General features: G+C 55.4%; 17 protein-coding genes. 7 read left to right on the forward strand and 10 right to left on the reverse strand.

The window, feature by feature from the left end; translation table 11 throughout:
• The first annotated feature begins 532 nt into the window (after positions 1-532).
• Together BUE18_RS27285 and BUE18_RS27290 are read left to right on the forward strand one after the other, a co-directional pair.
• Entirely contained in the window at positions 533-904 is a 372-nt protein-coding gene (locus tag BUE18_RS27285) for a hypothetical protein (RefSeq protein ID WP_083610921.1), read from the forward strand.
• The gene (locus BUE18_RS27290) at positions 897-1,301 is read left to right on the forward strand and encodes a hypothetical protein (RefSeq protein WP_083610922.1); all 405 of its coding nucleotides are present in this window, start codon (positions 897-899) and stop codon (positions 1,299-1,301) included. The genes BUE18_RS27285 and BUE18_RS27290 overlap by 8 nt, the downstream gene beginning before the upstream one ends.
• 36 nt (positions 1,302-1,337) lie before the next feature.
• On the opposite strand, the gene BUE18_RS10180 is transcribed toward BUE18_RS27290, so the two are convergent.
• The 9 genes from BUE18_RS10180 to BUE18_RS28275 form a co-directional block, all read right to left on the reverse strand.
• On the reverse strand, positions 1,338-1,892 hold the full coding sequence (locus BUE18_RS10180) for a transposase (protein WP_083610923.1): 555 nt from the start codon (positions 1,890-1,892) through the stop codon (positions 1,338-1,340).
• Between the two features lie 289 nt (positions 1,893-2,181).
• Positions 2,182-2,853, reverse strand: coding sequence for a LutC/YkgG family protein (locus BUE18_RS10185; protein ID WP_073475399.1), 672 nt, complete (start codon positions 2,851-2,853; stop codon positions 2,182-2,184).
• 20 nt (positions 2,854-2,873) lie between these two features.
• Positions 2,874-4,304 carry a lactate utilization protein B gene (locus BUE18_RS10190; RefSeq protein ID WP_073475401.1) on the reverse strand — a complete coding sequence of 477 codons (1,431 nt, stop codon included), beginning with the start codon at positions 4,302-4,304 and terminating at the stop codon, positions 2,874-2,876.
• Positions 4,305-4,315: 11 nt separating this feature from the next.
• Positions 4,316-5,047, reverse strand: a complete 732-nt coding sequence (locus BUE18_RS10195) for a (Fe-S)-binding protein (RefSeq protein ID WP_073475402.1) — start codon at positions 5,045-5,047, stop codon at positions 4,316-4,318.
• A 26-nt stretch (positions 5,048-5,073) separates the two neighbouring features.
• Entirely contained in the window at positions 5,074-5,901 is an 828-nt protein-coding gene (locus tag BUE18_RS10200; protein WP_073475404.1) for a dihydropteroate synthase, read from the reverse strand.
• Between the two features lie 59 nt (positions 5,902-5,960).
• Entirely contained in the window at positions 5,961-7,013 is a 1,053-nt protein-coding gene (locus BUE18_RS10205; protein ID WP_073475405.1) for a uroporphyrinogen decarboxylase family protein, read from the reverse strand.
• A gap of 13 nt (positions 7,014-7,026) precedes the next feature.
• Entirely contained in the window at positions 7,027-7,665 is a 639-nt protein-coding gene (locus BUE18_RS10210) for a cobalamin B12-binding domain-containing protein (RefSeq protein WP_073475407.1), read from the reverse strand.
• Positions 7,666-7,864: 199 nt separating this feature from the next.
• Positions 7,865-9,529 carry a TetR/AcrR family transcriptional regulator gene (locus tag BUE18_RS10215; protein ID WP_073475409.1) on the reverse strand — a complete coding sequence of 555 codons (1,665 nt, stop codon included), beginning with the start codon at positions 9,527-9,529 and terminating at the stop codon, positions 7,865-7,867.
• A 110-nt stretch (positions 9,530-9,639) separates the two neighbouring features.
• Positions 9,640-10,503, reverse strand: coding sequence for a LuxR C-terminal-related transcriptional regulator (locus BUE18_RS28275; RefSeq protein WP_073475411.1), 864 nt, complete (start codon positions 10,501-10,503; stop codon positions 9,640-9,642).
• Between the two features lie 459 nt (positions 10,504-10,962).
• On the opposite strand from BUE18_RS28275, the gene fusA reads away from it, so the two are divergent.
• Together fusA and BUE18_RS10235 are read left to right on the forward strand one after the other, a co-directional pair.
• Entirely contained in the window at positions 10,963-13,056 is a 2,094-nt protein-coding gene (gene fusA / locus BUE18_RS10230; protein WP_073475414.1) for an elongation factor G, read from the forward strand.
• 125 nt (positions 13,057-13,181) lie between these two features.
• Positions 13,182-13,871, forward strand: coding sequence for an AAA family ATPase (locus tag BUE18_RS10235; protein ID WP_244549304.1), 690 nt, complete (start codon positions 13,182-13,184; stop codon positions 13,869-13,871).
• A gap of 37 nt (positions 13,872-13,908) precedes the next feature.
• On the opposite strand, the gene BUE18_RS10240 is transcribed toward BUE18_RS10235, so the two are convergent.
• On the reverse strand, positions 13,909-15,048 hold the full coding sequence (locus BUE18_RS10240; protein ID WP_073475416.1) for an MFS transporter: 1,140 nt from the start codon (positions 15,046-15,048) through the stop codon (positions 13,909-13,911).
• A 272-nt stretch (positions 15,049-15,320) separates the two neighbouring features.
• Here BUE18_RS10240 and BUE18_RS10245 point away from each other — a divergent pair, with 272 nt between their 5' ends.
• Genes BUE18_RS10245 through BUE18_RS10255 form a run of 3 tightly spaced genes read left to right on the forward strand, consistent with a single transcriptional unit; the run spans position 15,321 to position 20,569 of the window.
• A complete protein-coding gene (locus tag BUE18_RS10245) occupies positions 15,321-15,881 on the forward strand; it encodes a MarR family winged helix-turn-helix transcriptional regulator (protein WP_083610924.1) in 561 nt (186 codons plus the stop codon).
• 57 nt (positions 15,882-15,938) lie between these two features.
• Positions 15,939-17,288, forward strand: a complete 1,350-nt coding sequence (locus tag BUE18_RS10250) for an efflux RND transporter periplasmic adaptor subunit (protein WP_073475420.1) — start codon at positions 15,939-15,941, stop codon at positions 17,286-17,288.
• Positions 17,285-20,569, forward strand: coding sequence for an efflux RND transporter permease subunit (locus BUE18_RS10255; protein WP_073475422.1), 3,285 nt, complete (start codon positions 17,285-17,287; stop codon positions 20,567-20,569). The genes BUE18_RS10250 and BUE18_RS10255 overlap by 4 nt, the downstream gene beginning before the upstream one ends.
• Positions 20,570-20,578 lie beyond the last annotated feature (9 nt).

The following is a 20,578-nucleotide window of genomic DNA, read 5'->3' on the forward strand; positions in this document are numbered from 1 at the left end:
CGCCGGGTCGGCGGCCCGAGGAGCTCTATCGGTTTTTGGATCAAGGGCCGGGTTTTTTCCGTCCAGAACCCGATGGGTGACTGGTGCAGCAGCAAAACCGCTGACACATAAGAACGGATACATCCCAGGCGAATCAAGAGTCCGGGCGGTTATGCAACTCCGGAGGGCAAGAAAACAGAGTTTCGTTGCCACAGGTAGAGTGTTTTTTCTTGACCTCCGCCTCTAATGGGTGACCCCAATTTTTCAGGGGCAATTAAATGGCTAAAGTTATGCTCAGATCCTATTCTCCTTCCAATGCTTTGTAGTTTCAGGGCTTGCCCTGCTTAGTATGATGATGGATTAAGCGCAGAAGCATCCCGCATGCCGGAAGATGTGCATTTCCTTCAACGCCCTCAGCAAAAAATACGCACTTGCATTTCTTTGGAGAAAGAACTAACGATTTGTGGGAATCAATTTTTTATGCCTCATTAGTTAAGAATTAGCCCTTAAGGGGTGCTGGTACAGGGTTGGGGCCAATGGACGCGAAACGATTATGCAACTGGTTGAAAAATTCAATGGGGGCTCCAGCACCTCCGGGGTGCCTGACCGTATATGCCGATCCACAATCACAGCGCTGGATTCGATGACAGTGGGAATTGTACAGGAGCATCGTTTTGCCTTTTATTACTGGGCTAAACATTCGATGGAGGATGCAGCCCAAACAATCCTCATTTCTTTGGATTCGCATGACGACTCGGGTGTTCCAAACGAAGTCAAACCAGAGGATCTTGATAGCCTAAATTTAAAAAATGACGTTGAGTTAGGACTTTTTGCCCGGCTTCGTCTTAGGAGTTTGAATGACGGTCACATTCTTCCCGCGCTGTACTTAAATTTTTTTTTCGGATGCTTTTATCCTGATGAATAATAGTGATAATACTGATGATTTTAAAAACTTAAATTTAAATGTGTCATTAAAGGATGGGGATGGTTTTGATCATGAAGTGAAATTTTTTCAGAATGCCGAAAGCCTGCTTAATGCTATTCCTACTGAGGCCCCAGTTTTCCTCGATATTGACCTTGATTTTTTTATTACCGAAGAAACGGTGAACCTTGGAGAGGACAAGGCAATACCAAAGGCAGATGAAGAGATTGAGTCAATGCTTGCCCGCAAAGGACCACTTATGGATAAACTGTGGGATAGAACGGTTGGCCTGACAATTGCCCTTGAGCCAACATACTGTGGCGGCTTCCATCGCTCTCTTCATATTTTAGAGATTGTAAATCAGCAGCTTTTTCATGGAGGTTTGTGGGCAGGCGCCTAAAAGGGATGATCTAAAGCATGTTTGCAAATAGGAGTGCTAATACGCAGTCGGATTCTCTTTATCATACGCCCATTTTGCCGGGTTGTTTATGATGTATTCTCTGGCAAGATTCAAAGACCGCTCGTTTCGGATTACGTGCTCATAATAATTCGGCTGCCAGATTGGGCCTGAGCGGTTGAAACGTTTGTTTATCTCTCGTGTGGAAAGGGATTTAAAGGCGCCAACCACCTCTCCCAGGGAGTACTCCTCTTTGGGATTAGTACATGTTTCAGACATTTTGCCGGATTTTTCCGCAGATGAGGTTTTTAAATTTTCCAGGGAAAGGCAAGCCTTCTCCTGGGGCAGGGCAAGCCCTGAACCTACATTGTTTTGGGAAGGGCATTGGGGCTGGGAGCGGGGATTGGATTTGGAATCCCTTTTACGGATATTGGGACTGCTGCCTGCTGACCTGGCTATTGTTCCGGGAAAAATCAAAATGCCGTGGACGTGATTGGGCATGATTATGAAGGCGTCCAGATTCAGACGGGAAAAACGTCCAGGCAGGTTGTTCCAAACATCCAAAACCAGTTGTCCCGCCTGGTTCAGAATCATGGACGTTTCCGTAATGCGTCCGAAAATGCTTTTCCTATCCTGTGCGCAAATCGTTACGAAATACGCCCCCGCACTTGAATAATCGTATCCTCTTAGACGCAACGGTCGAAAAGCCGGCTTGATATTCCTCTTAACCATGTTGCTTGTCCTCAAATGCATCAAATGGACAAATTTGTGTTCAAAACCTATTCTCCTTCCAATGCTGTGTAGCTTCAGGGCTTGCCCTGCTTAGTGAGGCGACGGACTTGCCTTAATGGCATCCAATGATCTGAAAAAGGCGCCGGCGCCCTTAACTCTCCCTCAAAATCACGAACAATTTTTGGGGGCCGTGCATGCCTTTGAAGGGGGTGGCCTGGATGTCGGCCGTCATGCTGGGGCCTGTGATGAATATGGTCTGGGACGGCGGGGCGCCGCCGTTGAACACCTCGCGGACCATATGTTCGTAGGTGGGCTTTAAACGATCCAGAGGCAGAACGGCGATATGGATGATCGGCGCCAGAGATAGGAGCCGGGGCATGTCCTCCGAAGCCAGCAGACAAAGGGTTCCTGTTTCCGAAAATCCGTAATCGGCGCCCGTAATTCCCGCCTGGACGGTTTCAAAGGCGGCTTTTTTGAAGTCATCCCGGGAGGAGTAGTCCTTATGGGTGGTTATTTCCACGCCCTTTCCCTTGCCCCATGCGGGCAGATCCAGGTCAGCCACGGCCTGGTCCGTGGAGGCCAGGGCCTGGGCGACGCCTTCCTCCTTCAGGACTCCGGCCAGGGCTTCCAGGGCCTGATCCTTATCCTTGACTCGATGGAGAACGCCGGTCTGGGCTTCCAGCAGGGTTTTGAACTTCTCCACCATTTGCTCCCGGTCCATATTTTCGTCGGGCATGAACACGGAGCAGGGCTGTCCGGGAGGATAATCCTGAGGCGCTTTTTTGAGCCGGTTCAAAATCTTATCGCGATTGCCTTCGAGCATGGCTTCCTCCCAGTCTATTTTTAATGCTTTTTGTATTCTTTGATCCACTGATTAAAGGTCGGCCTTCCCATGGGCGGCAGGTCGCGGGATGCGAACCAGCCTTCAGGCTTGCCGAACAGTTCCTTGACCATGCCGCCCTGCTTTTTCTGGTTCAAGGCGGTGCGGGCTCCACGAATCATGACGTTCCACACCTTGGGGCGGGAGGCGGCCAGGGCGAAGGCCCGATATCTGGCTTCCAGGGAGGACGGCGCGCCGGCGCCGTGGAATTGGGGATTTTTCTCCCGGTTTCTGGCCCGATGGGTCAACAGGATTTTGGGGTGCTCCACGCCGCCGGGGCATACGGACTGGCAGTGCTTGCACAAGGTGCAGGAGTGGTAAAGGTCCTTGGTTTTATCCAGGCCCAATAGCATGGGGGAGAGCACCTGGCCCATGGGGCCGGAATAAGCCCAGCCGTAGCTGTATCCCCCGACCTTGCGGTAGATGGGGCAGAAATTAAGGCACGCGCCGCAACGGATGCACTGGAGCGCCTGGCGGTAGGCGGGGTCTGCATAAACCTTGGAGCGCCCGTTATCCAGAATAATGATGTGCAACTCCTCGGGGCCGTCCGCCTCATCGGCCTTTTTCGGCCCCGTATCCATGGACACGTAGGCGGAAATCAACTGGCCGGTTGCGCTGCGCGGCAGGTTCCTGAGGACCATCAGGGCTTCTTCCATGGTGGGAAGCACCTTTTCCAAAGTCATGATGGAAACCTGGACCTTGGGCGAGGATTTGCACATGCGGATGTTGCCTTCGTTCTCCACATTGATGATGGTTCCTGTTTCCGCCACGGCCATATTCACGCCTGTGACGCCTATGTCCAGGAAATGGAACCGGTCCCGGAGGTATTTTCTGGCCGCCCTGCCCAATTCCACGGGATCTTCCGTAGGCGCCTCCATCACGCCTTTTTCCAGAAAAATGTCCCGGATTTCCGCCGTGGGCACGTTAAGGGCCGGACCGACAATATGGAAGGGTGGCCGCTCCAAAAGCTGGGCGATGAACTCCCCCAGGTCGGTTTCGTAGGCTGCGATCCCCACGTCTTCCAGGGCCTGGTTAAGGCCCGTCTCCTCCGTCACCATGGACTTGCCCTTGGCCGCATGCCTGGCGCCCAGTTTTTGGGCCAGATCCACAATATAGGCGTTGGCCTGGGCGCTGTCCTCGGCCCAGACCACCTTGGCGCCCGCCCTGACGGCCTGCTCTTCAAATTGCTCCAGCAGCTTGGGCAGCCTGGCCACCGCGTTGGCGCGGATATCCCGGCAGGCCTGGATGGCCGCCTGGGGATCTTCAAAGCTCTGGTACACGGCGTCACGCATGGCGCTTAGGATCACGGGGAAGAAATCCAGCACGGCGCGGGCGTTGGGTTCTTTCAATTGCTCACGGGCGATATCCATATATTCGTGGGTGCGGATCTTCATATAAGCGCCTCTCAGGAATCGGTGGGGCCGGCCAAAAGGTCGGCGATGTGCATGACTTTTCTACCGGGATGGTTGCGGGACACGTATCCGCTGATATTCAAAAGGCAGCCCGGCTCGCCCATGACCAGAACGTCGGCTCCGGAGTTGATGAAATTGGTCACTTTTTCCTGGACCATGGTTTCGGAAATCTCCGAGTATTTATGGGAGAATTCCCCGCCGAATCCGCAGCACACGTCGGCGTTTTGCATGGGGACCAGCTCGGCGCCTTTGACGGAGGCTATGAGCTTTTTAGGCTGTTCGGACACGCCCAAGCCCCGCAAAAGGCTGCACGACTCATGGTACGCCACCTTGCCGGAGAATGTTGCTCCGGTATCTTCAACCCCGAGGACGTCCACCAGGTATTGGGTGAACTCATAGGTCTTGGAAGCCATGTCCCGGGCCCGGGCCTTCCATTCCGGCTCGTCTTCAAACAGGGCCGGATACCGCTGGGTGATCATTTCCACGCAGGACCCGGAAGGCGAAACCACCACGGGGTCGTCTCCGAAAACCTCTAGAAAATGCTTGGCGACCTTGCGGGCTTCCGGCAGAAATCCGGCGTTGGACGCGGGCAGGCCGCAGCAGGTTTGCTCTTCGTGATAGACAAACGGGATGTCCAGCCTTTCCAGCAAGCGGACGACGGATTTGCCCGTCTTTGGCATGAACATATTCATGAGACAGGGGATGTGCAGGGAGATTGGCGTCATAGGCTGTTCCTTATTGAGTAAAGCGCCTAAAGGTCCGCTCCGGTTTGACCGGCGAGGCTTGGCTCCAGGGCGCCGGCTCTGAAAGCCTTTAGGTAGTTCATGCAAAAGCCGTCCTTGCCCACCAAGGTTTCGGCTGCGGCGATAGCGGCCATCATTTCTTTATCCAGAGGATTAATTATGGCGCCGTCCAGCCCTCGCCCTATCGCCAGTATCATGAAGGTCCTGTTGAGCAGTTTGCGAACAGGCAGCCCGTAGCTGATGTTGCTAAGTCCGCACATGGCATGGACCGAGGGAAAGAGGTTCAGGATATCCCCCATGGCCAGGAGAAATTGTTCTCCAAAGCCGGCGTCCGTGGCGACCGGCTGCACAAGGGGGTCCACATAGATATCGTCGGCGTTCATGCCGGCCTGCAACAATCCGCAAACCATCCTTTCTGCAATTTCTACGCGCTGTTCCCTGCTTTTGGGCATGCCTTGGTCAGAGGTGCACAAGGCCACCAGTTTGCATGGATTATTGGCCGCCAGGGGCAATAGCGAGTCCCAGCGCGTCTTTTCCAGACTGATGCTGTTCACCAGGGGCGCGCCCTGGTGCACCTCCATGGCCGCTTTAATGGCTTGGGGGTTGGGGCTGTCCAGGGCGCAGGGCAGGTTCGTCGCCTCCTGCACCACTTTCACAAGCCAGGAAAGGTATTTGGGCTCCTGTTCCGGGAAGACGCCTGCATTGACGTCGATATAGTGAGCGCCCGCTTTTTCCTGGGCTTTGGCAAGGTCCGCCACAAATTTTTCGTCCTGTTTTTCAATGGCGTTTTTTACGGCGGGCCGGCTGGCGTTTAACAATTCGCCTACGATAATCATAATGACCTCTATGGGGTTTTGTGTCAAGCCCGGCATGGCATGCCGGGCTTGGGTGCGTTTCAGTCCAGATCGAGCGGATAAACCCCGAACTCATGAATGGCCTTGACCATGGCCACATAGTTTTCGGGCTTGACCCCGGAATGAATGGAGTTGCTGGACATGCAGACGTATCCGCCGCCTTTGCCGGCTTTGCGGATGCAATCCTTTACTTCCCGAACCACCTCGTCCTGGGGGGCTTCGCAAAGGGTGTAAGCACAGCTGACATTGCCGCACAGGGTGACCTGGTCTCCGTATTTTTTCTTGATTTCCTCCAGGTCAAGCCCCGCCATGGGATCGATGGGATGAAGGCCGTCGATTCCCGTGGCGAGCATGTCGTCAATGATTGGCATGATATTGCCGTCGCTGTGCTTCAGCACCGGCAGTCCGTGGGCGTGACCCAATTCCACGGCGGCTTTTAAAGGAGGCAGCAGAAACTGCCTGGTCATGGCCGGGGAGACCATGGGGGCGGTGGTGGTTGCGAAGTCGCCTGTGATGAACAGGGCGTCCGCCCCCACTTCGATGCAGTTTTTCAGGTACCGGAGATTGTAATCCAGGATGATTTCCTGAACCTGTTGGATATAATCGGGATCCTGAATCATGGCCGTGAAGTAGGGAACGTCTCCAATCAGGCTTTCCCGGGCGATGTCGAACACGTCCGTGGCGTGGGCGATGCACGCCCGCTCGCCCTTCCAGCGCTTGACCCATGCTTGGAGCCAAAGATAGCGTTCCGGCCGGTCCGGGTCCGGCGGGGTGTATGCCTCCAGGTCCTGGGGGCCTGCCAGGGCCGGAGACATGGGGCTGGGCTGATTGGAGGTCAGGCGCTGGAGTCCTCCCCAGATATCGCGTACGATTCCTTTTTCCGGGTCCTGGAGTTCCCAGTTCCATCCGGTGAGTTTGTCGTATCCCACCACGCAGTCGATATCCAGAAGCTCGATAAAGTCCTCATAGGTCCCCCCTTCGGGCGCAATGGCCTGCCAAACAGCGGGGTTATGAAGTTCGCCATGGGGGACCCTGTCCGGCTCCTGGTGCTTCAGGGTGGTGAGCATTCTTTCCAAACCTGTCATAGTTTTCATGGATCGCCTCCTGTTATTGGCCCTGCATCAAGGCTTGGGCCTTGGTAACGGCGTCCCACGCATCAAATCCGATGGCGTCCGCGCCGATTTTGTTGCAGAATTCCTGGGTAAGGGGCGCCCCCCCGATCATGATTTTCGGGGCGGGGTCCAGGCCGGACTCTTTCAGGGCCTTCACGGCCTCCTCCATGGCTCCCATGGTCATGGTAAGGAGTCCGGACAGGCCGATGACATCATAGTGTTTTTCGGCGGCCATGGCGCAAAATGCCTGGGCTTCCACGTCCACTCCCGCGTCATCCACCTCCCATCCGTTAACCTTCAGAATCATGGACACGATGTTTTTTCCGATGTCATGGATATCGCCCCGGACGGTTCCTATGAGAAAGCTGCCTGTGCGTTTTGCGGCGTTGGGGGGGATATGGGGCTCCACCATGTCCACGGCTTCCTGGACTCCCTGGCCGGCCACCAGGAGTTCGGGAAGGAAATAGATTCCCTGGGCGAATTTTTCTCCCACATCCTGGATGCCGGCCACCAGGCCTTCCTGGATAATGCGGCCCGGCTCCGTGTTTTGCTCCAGGGCTTGTTTTGTCAGGGAAAGGACGTCGTCCGTCCGGCATTGGATGACGGCTTGTTTGAGTTCATTGAGGGTGTTCATGGGCGTCTCCTTTGTTGGTGTTGTCGCATATTATACCGACCGCTCGGTATAAGAATGCTTAAGACGTTTCCTCCTGTCAAGCGTTTTTTTGAGAGACGTCCCATGTTGTGTTCTCTTTTTCAATGCTATCAGGATATTATGGGGATCTTTCAAACGCCATGGAAAAAAGGCGTCGGTGGTGTCATGGTGTGAAAAGTGGTCAGGGCGTCCGGCGGAATCGGAAATAGGGGCCCAGCACCCGGCTCCAGGCGTTGCGGAGCCTCTGGTAATGGGCTTCGTCCCCGGACACGATGGATTGGATGGCCATGCCCCGGGACAGGTACAGGCTCAAATCCATGAGCAGGTCGGGAGGGATGCTGTCCGGCCCGGCGGATTCCAGCGTCTCCGCCGTCAATTCGCCCACCGTGTTGAAAAAATCCCGGGTCACGGGCTCTATCAGAGCGCGCAGTTGGGCGTCCGTGCGGGCGGCTACCGTGAATTCCAGCCAGACGTTGCGATGCCAGCCTTGATGAAAAGTGGCCCAGATAAAATCGAACATGGCGTGCAAAGGGTCGGGTTCTTTAGCCAGGCGGGGAGCGTTGGCCCGGGCCAGGCGAGCTGTGCCCTCATACATGGCGCGGGCTGCAGCGGCCACCAGGGCGGTCTTGTTTTTAAAGTGGTGGCGCCACGCGCCCCGGGACACGCCGGCATGGTCAAGAATACGGGATAGGGTGGCGCCGTGGTATCCATGTTCATGCAGGCAGTACAGCGTGGACAGGATCAATTGGCGGCGGGTTTTCTGGGATTTGTCCTCCTGGCCCCGGGAGCGGTTGAGGCCTCGCGCATCATGGATAAAGCTCAGGTCGTGAATGCGCCGCTTTATGCTGGGCATCACGTCATCCGAGACCGGGGCCTCTCCTCCGTTTTCATGGAGGGCCAGGGCTTCCTCCACGGCCGTCCGGGCCTCTTGGAGGGACGGGTCCCTGCCGGCCCTGCGCGACTCAAAGGCTTTCATAAGGTGGCTGACGGCCGAATCCGTGACTCCAAAGGCCCCGGCGATTTCCTGGCTGGTGAATCGCCCTCCCTGAAAAAGAAAGGCGATCAGGGCGTCCCGCAGATCCTTGGCGAAATTGCGTTTTCTGGTCCGGGAAAGCAGCGCCGCCCTGGAAATTCCGCCGTGGGCGCAAACCAGGGCTATGGCCTGATTGATTTGTTGCTGGACCGCGTCGCCGTTCGCTCCGGTTCCCGGGAGAGGGCATCGGCTGTCCTTGGCGCCGCCGGTTTGGTCCAGGAGGTTGCGCGCCCAGGACGGCGATCCGAGAAAGGCTCCATGCAGGCGCCGGTTCAAGGGGTTTTCTCCCTTTTGCGTGAAGCGGTTGAAGTCCGCCGTGTAAGGCTTGTTTTCAAGCAAATCCATAATGGGGGACGGGGTCAGATATCCCGGGTGCGGGGCCATGCCCGCATATGCCCGGAAACTGCTCCATTGATAGGCGGCCGGGTCTGTTCCGGTTAACGCCCGGGGAAGGTTGTGGATGTAGTGGCTCAGGTCAAGGAGGGTTTTAGGGTTTTCAATTAGACTTGCTTTGTACCGCCCTTTGAAAACAGCCCCTTTGCGGCGCCGCAACTCGTTGCATTTGCGTGCGAAGGCGGTGCTGAACCATTGAAAAGCGCGGCTCAGGTTGGGCTGCTCCGTTTTGATCAGTACGTGATACTCCCGGGGCATGATTGCGTAAGCGAAAATCTGCAGGGAGAATCGGTCGGCGGTGCGCGCCAGCAGATCCAAGAGGTTTTGGGGAGTCTGGTCTGGGGCGGCGAGGTCAACCGCGGACCGGGCGTGTACATAATAAAGCGCGTCTTTGTATTCAATGCGTGGTATTCGTCCCATGCTTTGAATTTAAAAGCAAAGCCGGGCAATGTCAAGGGCAAGCCTGCGTCTGGGGAAAAGCCGCGCCCATGGTATGTGCAAATTGAAGAATGCCGATGACCAAAACGGCGTCACACCAGATTGTTTTTAGCGGCCCAGACGGCCGCCTGGGTCCGGTCGTTCACGCCCAGTTTGTTGAAAACGTGAATCACGTGGCTTTTCACGGTGTGGGGGCTGATTTCCAGCATGTCCGAAATTTCCCCGTTGGTGAATCCCTCGGCCATCAAGCGAAGCACCTGGATTTCCCGGGTGGTGAGGGTCTCTCCAAAAGGGGCCTGGACCGGATCCTCCGCCTCAGCCGGTTCTGTGCCGCTCTGGGATGCATGGTCTTGGGGCGGGGTTTCGATTTCCACGGTGGAAACCACTTTTCCTTGCTGGTCAAAGACGGGATACACGACCGTGGAGGCAATGGGCTGGATCAGGTCCGGGCATTGGTCCGGGGTGGTCTTGTGCGTGCTGACTGCTGCGGCGAAAGCCATGCAGGTGGGATAGCCGCATTTTCGGCAATTGGTCCTGGGGAGAATTTTAAAGATGTCCAGCACCGGGATGTGTTTGTACATGCGATGGTTGGGAGTAATGGAATCCTTTCGGGCGTCCAGGTCGTTCAAAAAGTCCACCAACTTCCAAGCAGCGGCCACGGCCTCGTCACGGTCCCTGTACAGGCCCATCACCACCCTGTTGGGGTAAAGGGCGCAGCCTGACTCCCCTTTTTTGGGATACAAGGCGCAATCCGGCTTGTCCCAGTCTTCCTCCCCCCAATGAAAGAGGATGTAGTGGGGCCTTTCAAAATACAGGGCGTCCTCTTTAACCCTGTTGATGTAGGGGAAAAGCCCCGAAACGTCCTGATCCAGGTTAAACATGGCGTTCCAGGCGGACTGGCTCATGCGCCTGGAAGGCGGGAAGAGCTTGAAGTCGCTGAAACCCTGGATGAGCATGTGTTCTCTCCGTAATGCGATAAGGTCTGATGATCAATGCATGCAAACCATACATCCCTTTACGGTTCTTTTTCAAGACGGCGGGAAAAAAACGTTCTCTTTGTCTGTTAAGAAATCTGGAAAAGACCGGTTTAAAACCTGTTTTTTTACAGCGGTCATCCTTGGGGTTTTGCCGTTGCATCGGCGAGATTTTTCCCGCCCCCTTTGGTTTGGGGCGTTTTTTGCAGGGAAAATACGCAGGCGCTTATTCCTTTTGCCAACAAAAATTGTGCCGTATTCTAACCTGGTTATAACCAAAGGGAGATAAAGCCAGCCAAGCCGGCTAAAAGGAAAAAGCGCCATTTTTCCCGCACCGGTAATTTTTTTATTTGACAAAAAACAACAGATGACCCTATATATTCAGTTTCCCCTGCCTATCTGGGCGGGGGTTATCATTTTTACGAACAAGGAAAAACACTCATGAAGCCCGACATTCACAAAACGAGGAACATAGGAATTTCCGCGCACATCGACGCCGGAAAGACCACGCTCACCGAACGCATTCTTTTCTACTGCCAAAGGATTCACTCCATCCATGACGTGAAAGGCAAGGACGGGGTTGGCGCCACCATGGATTTTATGGAACTGGAAAAGGAGCGCGGCATCACCATCGCCAGCGCGGCCACGTACTGCACCTGGAAGAACCACGAAATCAACATCATCGACACCCCAGGCCACGTGGACTTTACCATTGAGGTGGAGCGCTCGCTTCGGGTTCTGGACGGCGGGATTCTGGTTCTGTGCTCTGTCGGCGGCGTGCAAAGCCAGTCCATCACCGTGGACCGGCAAATGGCCCGTTACAAGGTCCCTGCCGTAGCCTTCATCAATAAATGCGACCGCAGCGGCGCCGATCCCTTCCGGGTCATCAGGCAGTTGCGGGAAAAACTGAGCCACAACGCCATCGCCGTGCAGATCCCTATCGGTCTGGAAGCGAATTTTAACGGCGTGGTGGACCTGGTAACCATGAAGGCCCTTTACTTTGACGGCGATTCCGGCGAAAAAATCCGCGAAGAGGAAATCCCCGCCGACCTTATGGACATGGTGGAAGAACGCCGCGAGGAACTGATCGACGCAGCCAGCATGTATTCCGACGATCTTATGGAGCAGGCCCTGGAAGGCGAGGTGACTCCCGAGGTTCTGATGGAAGCCATTCGTCTGGGAACCCTGGAAAGAGGCATCACCCCTGTTTTCATGGGGTCCGCCTATAAGAACAAGGGCGTTCAGCCCCTTCTGGACGGCGTGACCAAATACCTGCCCAATCCCGCTGACGTCGCCAACACGGCCGTGGATCTGGAAAACAACGAAGAGCCCGTGGATCTGGTAACCGACTCCTCCAAGCCTTTGACGGCCCTGGCCTTCAAACTGGAAGACGGGCGTTACGGCCAGCTGACCTACATTCGGGTGTATCAGGGCTCCATCTCCAAGGGCGACACCATTGTGAACGCCCGCACCGGCAAAAAGGTCAAGGTGGGCCGCGTGGCCCGTATGCATGCGGACCAGATGGAAGACCTGGATAAGTTGGCGGCCGGGACCATCGGCGCCCTGTTCGGCGTGGACTGCGCGTCGGGCGACACGTTCTGCAGCCCGGACGTCACCTATTCCCTGACCAGCATGCACGTGCCTGAACCGGTCATCTCCCTGGCCATTGTGCCGGAGGACAACAAAGCCCAGATCAACATGTCCAAGGCTTTGAACCGCTTCACCAAGGAAGACCCCACCTTCCGCACCAAGGTGGACCCGGAAACCAGCGAAACCATTATTTCGGGCATGGGCGAACTGCACCTGGAAGTGTACGTGGAAAGAATGCGCAGGGAATACGGCGCGGCCGTCACCACGGGCAACCCCCAGGTGGCTTACCGCGAAACCATCACCCAGATGTCCGAATTCAACTACACCCATAAAAAGCAGACGGGCGGCTCGGGCCAGTACGGCCGGGTGGCCGGATACGTGGAGCCCGTCCAAGGCGAAGACTTTGTCTTTGAGAGCAAGATTGTGGGCGGCGCCATTCCCACCCAGTACATTCCCGCGGTGGAAAAAGGCTTCCAGTCCTGCATGGAAAAGGGCGCTCTGTTGGGCTTCCCCATCACCGGCGTAAAAATCGTCATCAACGACGGCCAGTCCCACTCCGTGGACTCTTCGGAAATGGCCTTTGCCGCCGCCGCCAGAGGCGCTTTCAGAGAGGTATACAATAAGTGCAAACCCGCCATCCTGGAGCCCATCATGAAGGTGGAAGTGGAAACGCCGCCTGAATTCCAGGGCGCGGTCATGGGTTTGCTGAATCAGCGCCGCGGCATTATCCTGGGCACCCAGGAGCAGGACACCCTGTGCTTTGTGGAAGCCGAGGTTCCCCTGGCGGAAATGTTCGGGTATTCCACGGTGCTTCGCTCCTCCACGCAAGGCAAGGCCCAGTTCACCATGGAATTCGCTTCCTACAGGAAAGCTCCTCAATCCGTGGCGGACGACCTGATTGAAAAGGCCGCCAAGGAAAAAAAGGATAAAGCCAAAGTAGCATGAGCCCTGATACAGAGCCTATACGCCTCGCACGGAAATTTTCGCGCGGGGCTGAACTCCAATCCGGCGCCGGCCGGGTCATATATTTGAGGGAAAGATCCCTTTCCATGCTCAAAAAGGAGATTGTCTTGAAAAATCCTTTGCGTTTGATTGGCGGAGAAGCCGGCCACATCCTGCCGAAAGGCGGTTTCGGGGCCGTGTTGGCAAGGGCCGGGGTGGGTAAAACCGCTGTGCTGGTGCAGATCGCCCTGGACAGCCTGCTGCGGGAAACCAATGTGCTGCACATCAGCCTGGATCAACCCGTCAGCAAGGTTTGCCTCTGGTACGAAGAAGTGTTCAACCACGTGGGCAAACACTATCAGTTGAACAACACGGTGGACCTTTGGGACGCCATTCTGCCCCACCGGTTCATCATGACCTTCAATACCGAAGGCTTTTCCATTCCCCGCCTGGAAGAACGGATCACCGACCTCACCGAACAGGGAATCTTTTACCCCCAGGTGGTGCTGGTGGACGGCCTGTCCTTTGATCAGGAAGTCCGGGAGCTTTTAAATGAAATGAAACTGGTGGCCAGGGAAAACGAACTCAAAGTCTGGTTCGCCGTGCGCATTCATCGCGAGGACATTTCCGAAGAAAAGCCCGTGCCCGACAACTTTATGAACGTGGCCGACCTTTTTGACGCCGCGCTTCAACTCTCGCCTCAGGGCCCCCAGGTCATGGTTAACCCCATCAAGACCCCGGGCGAACTGGACGAATCCATCAGCCTGTACCTGGATCCCGCCTCTCTGCTCATCAAGGACGGCCAGCCGGGCGAGTAATATCAGTTTGAATCAAATCAACCGGGCATTCCCTGCTTTATGGGTTTTGCCCGGTTTTTATTTTTTGGACGGCCGCCAGGGAAACCAGGCTCATCGCAGCCCCTGCAAAAAACGGAATCCGGTAGTCAATCATCCACATCAAGCCCCCCAATACCGGTATGACAACCGCAGCGATATGATTGATGGTGAAACCTACGGCCATGGTGGGGGCGATATCCTGGGGATCCCCGATTTTTTGAAAATACGTTCGTATGGCGATGGAGCAGTTGAAGAATATATGATCCAGGACGTATAAAACCCCCACAACCGCCTTGGACTGCGTGGTTGCGTAGGCAATAAAAACCAGAATCAGGCTGCCGTACTCCACGCTCAACACTTTCCGCTCCCCAAACCGGATAATGGCTTTGCCGATGAAAGGCGCCAAAAAATAGTTGATCAGGTTGTTGAGCATGAACAGGAGCGTGACCTCCTTAATGGCGTAGCCGAAATGCTGAACCATGAGGAATACGGCGAAAGCCATGAAAATCTGCCTCCTGGCCCCCGCCATGAAAGTCAAAAAATAATACAGCCCGTACTCCCGTTTCAGGATCATTTTTTTCTTCTGGAGCGGGACGTCCTTGTTGGTGGGGTTTTGCCCAAAGGCCCATAAACCCGCCATGAACGCGATCCCGCCGAAAACCAAATAAATTTCCCGGTATTCCAGAATATAGGCCAGACCGAAAATGGCGCCTCCCACAAAGATGTTGGCTCCGGAAGCCAGGCTGCGCAGCCGTCCAAATACGCGCGGACTGGTGGTCTGGTCGAAATATTGGAGGGTCAGCGACTGGTTGGTGGTTTCAAAATAATGAAAGCCGAAACTCATGATCAGGGTGGTTATAATCAGGCCTTGAAACGAGGGGAAAAAACCCGTCAGCGCAACCCCGCCGCCCAAGAACAAAATGGACAAGGCGGAAAGCCGATGCTCCTTGATAACCAGCATGACGAAAATGGCCAGCAGAGACAAAAATCCGGGAATCTCCCGAATGGACTGGATCGTCCCCACATGCTGCCCGTCCAGGCCCACGCGCTCCACGGCGAAGTTGTTGAACAGGGTCATCCAGGTCTGCAGGCTCAATGCCGAGGCGATGGTTAAGACCATGAGGAAGACGTACATTTTTTTTGAGGCGGCATGTTCCATGGTTTTCTCCCGGGTTGATATCACCCTAAAACTTCATACCACACAATGGGAGAGGTTCCCCTAACAAAAAAATAACAGAAAGATTTTCTGTGTATATGTTTCATGAAATCAACATATTGCTCCTGTATGGGAGGGAGCTTTATGGGGGCCGCGTCTAGACGGGCGTAATTACACGTTGACAAACATAGTTTTTTTTAATTATTAGACTATCTAAATATTTTTTATTTGTTAATCATTAGAGAATTTAATTTTTTTGAGAGGTATAAATAATTATGCATAGTGAAGAAGTATTGGAGCAGGCCCGGTTTATTTTTTCCAGCGTGGTCATGATGCGGGACCTCATGTTCCGGGCTCAAAGGAAGTCGGCCTGGTTCGCCAAGCGCAGCGGCCTGGAGAGCCTGACCTTGCCGCAGATGCATGCGGTTTTTGCGGTACAGGCGCGCGGGGAGGTGACGATCTCCCAGTTGGCGGAGGCGTTGGACGTCTCTCCGCCTTCGGTGTCGGTCATGGTGGATCGCCTTGTGGAGAAGGGGGTTTTGCAGCGGCGGCATTGTAAAGAGGATCGCAGGCGCGTCATGGTCTGCATGTCGCCGAAAATAGACGGCGCCATGAAGGAATTCGAAGATACGGGGTTATCCGTGTTTGCGGGCATTGTGGAAAAGATAGGTCCGGAAACCAGCCGGAAGTGGGTGGAGGTTTTTGAGGAAATCAGAAAATCGTTGGACGACGGGGATTTGGTCGGATGGGAAAAGATTTTTAAGACGCAAATGGAGCGCCGGGGGTCCAGGCGTTATGCCGGCGGACGCGCGAAATCCGGGGATGCGGACTCCTGACAGGTTTGATGGACGGGGGTCTTTGAGGGAATAATTTCAGACTGGCAGGTGGGAGACATGGAAAAACGAAGTGAGCCCAATCAGAAAGTTATGGTCGTTACCCGCGTGGTGCTGTGCATTTTGATTCTTGCAATCGGCGTGGGGGCGTTTTTATTTTTCAGCGCCATGAAAAAGCCGCCCAAAGAGGCTGAAAACCTGGAAAAAGCCATCAAGGTGGAGTTGCAGACAGCCCGGATGATAGACAAAAGCGTCTCCATTACGGGTACCGGGCCCGCTAAAGTGAAGGACATGGTGAAGATCGCCCCGGAAGTGGGGGGGAAGGTGGTCAGCGTGCATCCCGACCTGGAGTTGGGGCGGCGCATTCCAAAGGGAGAGATTTTGTTTGAAATCGATCCCGTCAATTACCAGGCTGCGTATGACGTGGCGGCCGCCACAGTGGATCAAACCCGGAAGACCATCGAGCGTTTGAAAAAGCAGCAGGCAATCGACACGGAACGCCTTGCCACTATCATCAGAAACCGGGATCTGGCCCGGGCCGAATACGAAAGGGTGCGTACGTTGTTTGAAAAGAACAAGGTGGGGACCCAGTCGGGCGTGGACAAGGCGGAAAGCGCCTACAACCAGGCGGTGGATCAGGCGGACCAGGTGGGTCTGGCCGTGGATTTGTACCCCATACAAATTCAGGAGACGTACAGCGCTCTGGAATCGGCTAAAGCCCGATTGAAAACCGCCAAAGCCGACCTGGAGCGCACCAGGGTCAGGGCGCCCTTTGACGGCAGGGTGGTTTCCAAAAATCTGGAGGCCGGACAGTTTATCCAGCCCGGCGCAGCGATTCTGACCCTGGCGGATGACTCGGTGCTTGAAATCCACGTGCCCATAGACAGCCGGGACGCCCGGGACTGGCTGCGGTTCAAAAAGCAGGAAGGCCCCAGGGACGCGGCCTGGTTTGGCGCCTTGGAACAGGTTCCCTGCGAAATCCGTTGGACCGAGGATAAGAACGGGCATTACTGGGAGGGCGTTTTGGACCGGGTGGTGGCTTTTGACAACAAAACCCGCACCCTGACCGTAAGCGTCAAGATTCCAGCGGAAAAGGCTCTATCCAAGGATGACGACCAGTTGCCCCTGGTGGAGGGCATGTTCTGCAGCGTGAGCATACCCGGAAAAATCATGCAAGGGGTGGTGGAGCTTCCCCGGTGGGCGGTCAGTTTTGAAAACACGGTGTATGTCGCCAATGACAAGCGTTTGAACACTGCGCCGGTCAAGGTCGTCCGGATTCAGGGGGAAAAGGCCTACGTCTCCGAAGGATTGCAGGAAGGGGATCAAGTGATTGTCACGCGTCTGATCGATCCGCTTGAAAACTCTCTGCTTGAGGTCATGAACGAGAACAAGGGGGATGCCGCGTCATGAGAAGCATAATGGAGGCTTTCGCCAGGAACCGGGTCTTCGCCAACGTGATCCTGCTCATTATTTTAATAGGCGGAATTGTCGCTGGATTCAAGATGATCAAGGAAACCTTTCCCGAGTTCTCCCTGGACATGATCACCGTTGAGGTGGTTTATCCCGGCGCTGACCCGGAAGAGGTGGAGGAAGGCATATGCCGCAAGATTGAAGAGGCGATCGACGGGGTGGAAGGCATCAAGCAATACACCACCTATTCCGTAGAGAATGCGGGCACGGCGCTCATTGAAGTGAAGGAGAACTGGGACGTCCAGGAAGTCCTGGATAAGGTGCGCAGCAAAGTGGACGCCATTTCAACCTTTCCGGGCGACGCGGAAAAGCCGGTCATCACGGACCTGCCGCTTAAGGATATCGTCTGCCTGTTGTATCTTTCCGGAGATTTGTCGGAAAGAGGCCTTAAGGAATGGGCCAATGACGTGGAGGATGAAATCAAGAACCTGCCCGGCATCTCCCAGGTGGGCGTCTTCGGGGCCAGGGAATACGAAATCAGCATAGAGATTTCGGAAGAGCGTTTGCAGGAATACGGGCTCAGCTTTGAGCAGGTGGCCGGCGCGGTGGCCCGCAGCAACCTGAATCTGGCCGGCGGCGCCATCCGCACTCAGGGCGAGGAAATCCGGGTGCGCACCCTGGGGCGGAAATACACGGGCAAGGAGCTTTCGGAAATCGTGGTCCTGGCCAGTGAGAACGGCGACATCATCACCCTGGACCGCATTGCAGCCATTCGGGACGGCTTTGCGGAAGACCCGGTGGAGGCGACCATAGACGGGGAACGGGCCGTTTTGGTGCATATTTTCAAAACTTCGGAGGAAGACTCCCTGGGCATCTCCAAAACCGTGCATAAATTCCTGGAGGAGAAACAAAAGGTTCTGCCTCCCGGCGCCAAGATCGGCCTCTTGTACGAAAGCACGGACATCCTGAAAGCCCGCATCAATCTGCTTTTGAAAAACGGATTGGTGGGGTTGATCCTCGTGTTGATTCTGCTGTTCTTGTTTTTAAACGCACGGCTTTCGTTCTGGGGAGGCATGGGCATCCCGGTTTCCATGGCCGGCGCCTTGATCATTTGCTGGAGCTTAGGCGCCACCATCAACATGATATCCCTTTTCGGGTTTATTTTGGTTTTGGGCATCGTGGTGGACGACGCCATTGTGGTGGGGGAATCCATTTATCAGCATCGCCAGAACGGCGAAGGCCCCTTGGAAGCGGCGGTCAATGGAGTCCTGGAAGTGGGCATGCCGGTCACGGCGGCTGTGATCACAACCGTGGTGGCTTTCATTCCCTTGATGTTTGTAGGGGGGATCATGGGCAAATTCATTGCGATTTTGCCCGTGGTGGTTATAGCCTGTTTGGCCATCAGCTTGTTTGAATGCCTTTTCCTCATGCCCGCGCATTTGTCGCATCTGCCGGACCCGAACGCGGAGGATAAAAGCCGTTTCGCCCCGATCAGGGGCTGGAACGCTTTTTTTAACGGTTTTTCCCGAGGCCTGGAAGGCTTTGTCAAGCGCGTTTACATGCCTGTTTTGGAAAAAGCTCTGACCTGGCGCTATGTTAGCTTATGCATCGCCATCGCCATCCTGATGCTTACCATGGGATTGGTTGCCGGCGGGCTTATCAAGTTCCAGGTCTTCCCCGATATCGACGGCTTTGTCATGACCGCCAACGTGGAACTGCCACAGGGAACGCCTCCCGCGGTGACGCAAGAGGCCGTGAAGCGAATAGACGACGCCCTGCTTCGGGTTGCGGAAAGAACGCCTACGCTTACCGGGGAGCCCATGATTAAAAGCCGCCTTTCCCTGGTGGGGCAGACTCTTGAGGATATTCCGGAAAACGGCCCGCATTTGGGGGGCGTGCAGGCGATCATGCTGGAGTCGGAATACCGGGGCGTGCATTCCAAGGACTTGATGGTGGAGTGGGAAAAGGAAATCGGCCTGATACCCGGCGTAAAGTCACTGACTTTTACAGGTTTGAGCGCCGGGCCTCCGGGGGCGCCTATTGAAATCTGGCTCCAGGGCAGAAACATGAACGAGATTATCGCCGCCTCCGAAGAACTCATGGACAAGCTGGCCACTTACGAAGGCGTCAACCAGATTCGTTCGGACTATGCCGCCGGGAAGAACGAAATGCGCCTGGAGCTCAAGCCTGAAGCCAGAACCCTGGGCCTGACGGTTAACGATCTGGCCCGGCAGGTGAACTCCGGGTACTACGGGTATGAAGCGGTCAGGCTTCAGCGGGGACGGGACGACGTGCGGGTCAAGGTGCGTTACACCCAGGACGAACGCAGCCGTTTGTCGGATTTTGAGGAAATGCACGTCCGCACTCCCGACGGCTCGGAAGTGCCTCTGTACTCCGTGGCCAACGTCAGTTTTTCTCCGGGATACTCCAGGATCACCCGGACGGACGGCTTGCGCAGAGTGGCTGTAAGCGCCGGCGTGGATTCCAATAAGGCAAACACCACCGAGATATTGGTGGATTTGAACCGGTCCTTTTTTTCCGGGTTGAAGGAAAAACATCCGGGATTGCTGGTGGCGGTCCAGGGCGAGCAGAAGAAAATGCGGGAGTCCTTTGGCAGCCTGATGATCGGCTTTCCCGCCGCGTTGCTGGGAATATTGGTCATCATCGCCATAATGTTCCGTTCGTACCTGCAGCCTTTGATTATTATGGTGACCGTGCCTTTCGGCATTATCGGAGGCGTTTTCGGGCATTTACTGCTGGGGTACGACCTGTCCATGATGAGCGCCTTCGGCGCCGTGGCCCTGGCAGGCGTGGTGGTGAATGACGCCATTGTGCTTATAGAAAGGATCAACGAAAACATTGCCGAAGGCATGGGATTCCGAGAAGCCATTATCCGGGGAGGGGGCCGGCGCTTCCGCGCCATATTCCTGACCACCTTGTCTACGGTGGGAGGTCTGACTCCCTTGTTGATGGAAACCGACCTCCAGGCCAGATTCCTGATTCCCATGGGAATTTCCCTGGCCGCCGGCGTGGCTTTCGCCACCTTGCTGACCTTGCTGCTGATTCCTTGCCTGCTCATGATCCTGAACGATTTTCGCAGGACCGTCCACTTCTTCTGGAGAGGGTACTGGCCCACGCGCAGGGAGGTGGAGCCGGCCATTAACAGGCCGGTTCAATCGTATGCTCTTAAAGAGGAATGCGCGCAGGACGAGGACGGGTTGGAAAGACCTTTTCCGCCGCCCTTGCCCCATGAAGAGGAACCCCCCCCGCTCACTTTGTAGGATGGAGAA

The sequence above is a fragment of the Desulfatibacillum alkenivorans DSM 16219 genome (assembly GCF_900142135.1).
GTDB classification, from domain to species: Bacteria; Desulfobacterota; Desulfobacteria; order Desulfobacterales; family Desulfatibacillaceae; genus Desulfatibacillum; species Desulfatibacillum alkenivorans.